Origin of the sequence: Deinococcus rhizophilus (genome assembly GCF_030271215.1) — a bacterium.
Classification (GTDB): Bacteria; Deinococcota; Deinococci; order Deinococcales; family Deinococcaceae; genus Deinococcus; species Deinococcus rhizophilus.
In genome coordinates, this window is record NZ_JASNGB010000201.1 from 1 (window position 1) to 5,067 (window position 5,067).

Sequence of the window (5,067 nt, forward strand, 5' to 3'; positions counted from 1 at the left end):
ACCCTCGCCGCGCTGGGCGTCACGCTGCTGGGGGTATGGGGGGTCGCCCAGCAGGCGGTGTCCTTCGTGCAGTCGCGCCCCACCCGCGCCGAGCCGCTGGCGGTTCCGGCGGCCTCCGGGCTGGAGTGCCCGGCCCCCACGGGCAGGCTGGAACGGGCCGTCTGGGAGGTCACCACGCGGGGCGGGCGGCCCGACCTCTCGTGCGGGAACCGGGTGCTGGGGCTGCTGCACACCCCGAATCCGGGCCCCGCCTTCAGCGCCCAGCCGCCCACCCCGCACGGGGCCTACGACGTGCTGGCCGCGCGGGTCGCGGAGGCAAGGCGCGAGGTGCTTTTCGCGGTGATGGAGTGGGCCGACGAACCCCGCCGGGGGCCGGGGGCCGTGCTCGCCGGGGGGGTGGCCGAGCTGTACCGCCGGGTGCGGGCCGATCCTGCCGCCTACCCGGACGGGGTGACGGTGCGGATCGCGCTGGGCAACTTTCCGGTCACCGCGAACCTGGAGTGGGGGTCGCAGGTGTACGCGGCGGTCCGTGACCTGCTGGGCGCGGGGGTCCCCCTGACCGACGAGGCGCGGGGCTGGCGGGTCGAGGTGGCGAACTACGCGGGCACCTTTCCGCACAGCCACGCCAAGCTGCTGGTGCTCGACGGCCGCGACCTCGTGGCCATGGGCTTCAACGTGGGGCCGCTGCACTTTCCCGCCGATCAGCCGGGAGGCGGCGACCTGCGCGACTTCGGGCTGCGGGTGCGCGGGCCGGTCGCGCGGGACGGCCTGAACGTCTTCGACGACCTGTGGGTGCGCTCCACCCGCGTCGAGTGCGACCCGGACGTGACCGCCCAGCGGGTGCGCTCGTCGTGCCGGGGGGCCGGTCCGGCGGAGGCGACGCACCCGCAGGGCACCGCGACCTTTCCGCTGGCCCCGGTCGGGACGGACCGCGCCTTCAGCCTCTACCGCCGCGAGGGCTTTCCGGCGGCCGACACCGCGCAGCTCGCACTGATCGGGGCCGCCCGGCAGGAGATCGAGCTGCTGCACGTCAGCTTCAGCATGGGCCTGCGCTGCAACCTCGCGCTGCTCAACCCCAGCCTGTGCACCTACGGGGCGGACGCCCTGCCGTGGATGCGGGCGCTTGTCGCGGCGATGGAGCGCGGGGTGCAGGTGCGGGCGAGCCTGCACGAACACAGCCTGCTGGGGCTGGAAAACCGCATCGGGCTGGCGGTGCTGCACCGGGAACTCGCCGCGCGGGGGCTGTCCGGCCGCTTCGAGGCCCGCTGGTACCCCGGCGCCCTGCACGCCAAGGTGACCCGGGTCGACGGGCAGATGCTGGTGGTGGGCAGCCAGAACCTGCACTACTCGTCCTGGACCCCGCGCGGGCTCAACGAGTACAGCGTCGCCACGACCGAGGCAGCGGTGAACGCCGAGTTCGGGCGGGCCTTCGCGCAGTTCTGGACGCAGGGCGAGCCCGCGACCCTGCCCGGCTGGCTGGAGGCGGTGGGCCGCTGAGGGCCGGGGGGCGCGGGCAGGCCGTTGCCCCTCATCCGCCGCGCCGCTACACTCGCCCCGTGCGCCGCACCCTTCTTCCCCTGCTCGTCGTGCTGGCGGGCCTCGTTGCTCTCGCGGTCCCCGCTGCCCCCGCCCTGTCCCGCTACGGCGCCCTGCCCCGCGCGGCCGACGGTCCCCTGAATCTCCTGCTCGCCGGGGTGGACGTGGAATACGACGACTCGGCGGGGGTGTGGCCCTATCCCCCCAAGCCCGAGAGCTTCCTGGGGCGCACCGACACCATCGTGCTGGCGCAGGTGCACCCGGACGGACAGACGGACCTGCTGAGCATTCCGCGCGACACCTGGGTGAGCGTGCCCGGCTGGGGAATGAGCAAGATCAACGCGGCCAACCGTCACGGCGGGCCGGAGGTGCTCGCGGCGACCGTGCAGGAGCTGACCGGCGTCCGGGTGGACGCGCACGTGCTGCTCTCGCTGGGAGCGGTCCGCGCCCTGACCGACGCGGCGGGCGGGGTCACGGTGGAAGTGGGCCAGCGCATGAAGTACGACGACAACGCCGGAAAACTCCACATCGACCTGCAGCCGGGGCGGCAGCGCCTCAGCGGCGAGCAGGCCGAGGGGTTCCTGCGCTTTCGCAAGGACAACCTCGGCGACATCGGGCGGGTGCAGCGCCAGCAGGCCTACCTGACGGCGCTGGTCAACCAGGCCCGCAGCCCGCTGAACTGGTGGCGGCTGCCGCGCATGGTGGGCGCCCTGCACGAGCACACCCGCTCGGACCTCTCGCGCGGCGAGGTCGGGGCGCTGCTGGGGGCAGCCTTGCGGGGGCCGCGTGTGCAGAGCCACACCGTTCCCGGCAATTACGGGGCGGGCGGCACCTGGACCGCGGACCGGGCGGCGCTGGCCGAACTCGTGCGCGAGCACTTCCGCGACCCGAACGACCCGCGCAATCTCTCGGTCGCCGTCGTCAACGTGGGCGCCCCGGCGGGCAGCGCGGCCCGGATGCAGGCGCGGCTGCGCGGCCTCGGCTACAGCAACGTGACCATCTCCAACGGCCCGCGCGAGGGCGGCCCCACCACCCTCAGCGGCGAGCGGGCCGGGGACGTGCAGCGCGACGTGGGCTTCGGGCAGCTCACCGCCGCGCCGGGCGTGGCCGGGGCGGACGTGACCGTGCGCCTGGGAAGTGATACCCCGGCGAACTGAACCCCTCTGCAAGCAGCTCCACGAGTCCGCCCCCCTGCGGGGCACCTCTGCCCCGCAGCCTTGCCAGTCCCCTTCAAAGGGAGGCTTTTGTGGGCACCGTCCCCCCAGTCCCGTGCGCTTCAAGGCTCCCTTTGAGGGGAGCTGGCCGCGCAGCGGACTGAGGGGTCCCGCCCGCCGCGCACCACATATCCGCCCCTTTCACCCCTTTGTGACCCCCGTTCAGGCCCCTCACCGCACGTGCGGTATAGTGGCCCTCAGAAATCCNGACTGAGGGGTCCCGCCCGCCGCGCACCACATATCCGCCCCTTTCACCCCTTTGTGACCCCCGTTCAGGCCCCTCACCGCACGTGCGGTATAGTGGCCCTCAGAAATCCTCGAAAACGAGGTGGGTTCTGCACCCACCTTTTTTCGTGGAGGGGGTGGTGAGCGGCCCCGGAGACAAGGGGCCTACACTATGAATAGCAACGCGAACAACCATTCAGACCAGCTTCACCGCCTTGCGGACGGCGTCCTGCGCCCGCTGGGCTACGAGGTGCTGGACGTGCAGGTGCAGAATCCGGGGCGGCGGCCCATCGTGGTGATCCGCATGGACCGCCTCGACGAGCAGCCGGTCACGGTCGAGAATCTGGAACAGGCCAGCCGGACGGTCGGGGCCGAGTTCGACCGCGCCGATCCCATCTCGGACGAGTACCGCCTCGAACTCGAATCGCCGGGAGCCAAGCGGCCCCTGACGCGGGCACGGCATTTCGAGCGCATGGTGGGCCTCAAGGCCCGCGTCCGCAGTGGCGAGCATTCCTTCACGGCGCCCATCAAGGCGGTCGAGGGCGAGCAGGTCACCTTCGACGTGCTGGGCGAGGACGTGACGCTCACGGTGGGCAGCTTCCAGGGCAACCTGGCCGAATTTCCCGACCGGCACCGCTGAGGAACCCTCCGGTTGAAGGGTGTCCCTGACACCTGGAGACCCGGCCGCAGGCAGCAGGAACAGGAACGGATTCCGGGAGATGGATGAACGGCCGGTGCTGTGCTGGCGGTTCAGGAACTGGACACAATCCGTTGAACTCAAGGGGAGGACTTGGGATGACCCAGCCCGAATTCAATTTCGCCGACGCGCTGCGTGAAGTCGCGCAGCAACGCAACATCAACGAGATGCAACTGATCGAGGCTTTCGAGCAGTCGCTCGCGCAGGCTTATGTCCGCAACGTGGAACCTGACCGACGGGTCGAGGTGCACCTTGACCCCGTGAGCGGGGAACTCGAGGTGCTCGTCGTCCGCGAGGTCGTGGAGAAGGTCGAGGACGAGAACCTGCAGATCAGCCTCGCGGACGCGCTGGAACTCGATCCCGGCGTCGAGGTCGGCATGGAGATGGAGTTTCCGGTCGACCGCGAGAAGTTCTCGCGCATCGCCCTGCAGGCCGCCAAGCAGACCCTGACCCAGAAGATGCGCGAGACCGAGCGCAACGTGGTCTTCAACGAGTACAAGGACCGCGAGGGCCAGGTGCTCACCGCGCAGGTGGTCCGCAGCGACAACAAGGGCAACTGGTTTGTCGAACTCGGCGCCGGGGAAGCGATTCTGCCCCCCCGCGAGCAGATTCCCGGCGAGAAGCTGACCCCCGGCAACCGGGTCAAGATCTACCTCAAGGAGGTCCGCAAGACCCCCAAGGGGCCGACCATCCTGGCGAGCCGGGCCGACGAGCATCTGCTCGACTACCTGCTGCGCCAGGAGATTCCGGAAGTCGCCAACGGCATCGTGGAGGTCAAGGCCATCGCGCGGGAGGCCGGGCAGCGCTCCAAGGTGGCGGTGTTCTCGCACAATTCCAACGTCGACCCCATCGGGGCGTGCATCGGGCACCGGGGCAACCGCATCCAGGCCGTGACGGGCGAACTCGGGCGCGAGCGGGTGGACGTGATTCTCTGGGACCCCAACGCCCGTGAGTTCATCCGCAACGCGCTCTCGCCCGCCAAGGTCGGCCCCATCGAGATCGAGGAGAACGAGGCCACCGTCACCGTGATGCCCGACCAGCTCTCGCTCGCCATCGGCAAGGGCGGCCAGAACGTGCGCCTCGCGGCCAAGCTGACCGGCCACAAGATCGACCTGCGCGAGACGGCGGCGGTCTCCGACCTCGACGCGGCGATGCAGCAGGCGATGGAAGAGGAGCAGGCAGGCGCGGGCAACCGCACCGGCGCCGCCTCGGCCTTCAACGCGCTGTTCAAGGACAGCAAGTCGGTGGCGACCGCCAGCCCGGACGACGCCCAGGAGTGACCCCCGTGACCGCCCCCAGCCTCCCCACCGCAGTCCCCCACGTTCCCCAGCGCACCTGCGTGGCCTGCCGCGCGAAGCGGCCCCAGGCCGAGCTGCTGCGCGTGAGCCGGGACCC

General features: G+C 71.1%; 4 protein-coding genes. All 4 read left to right on the top strand.

Annotated features, from left to right (window positions below):
- The coding region (locus tag QOL99_RS14940; RefSeq protein WP_285524988.1) for a phospholipase D-like domain-containing protein at window positions 1–1,497 on the top strand (1,497 nt) is incomplete at its 5' end.
- A 59-nt stretch (window positions 1,498–1,556) separates the two neighbouring features.
- Window positions 1,557–2,693, top strand: coding sequence for an LCP family protein (locus QOL99_RS14945; protein ID WP_285524989.1), 1,137 nt, complete (start codon window positions 1,557–1,559; stop codon window positions 2,691–2,693).
- A gap of 454 nt (window positions 2,694–3,147) precedes the next feature.
- Window positions 3,148–3,615 (top strand): ribosome maturation factor RimP, encoded by a 468-nt coding sequence (gene rimP, locus QOL99_RS14950; RefSeq protein ID WP_285524990.1) that lies wholly within the window; start codon window positions 3,148–3,150, stop codon window positions 3,613–3,615.
- Window positions 3,616–3,770: 155 nt separating this feature from the next.
- A complete protein-coding gene (nusA, locus tag QOL99_RS14955; RefSeq protein WP_285524992.1) occupies window positions 3,771–4,952 on the top strand; it encodes a transcription termination factor NusA in 1,182 nt (393 codons plus the stop codon).
- Window positions 4,953–5,067: the final 115 nt, after the last annotated feature.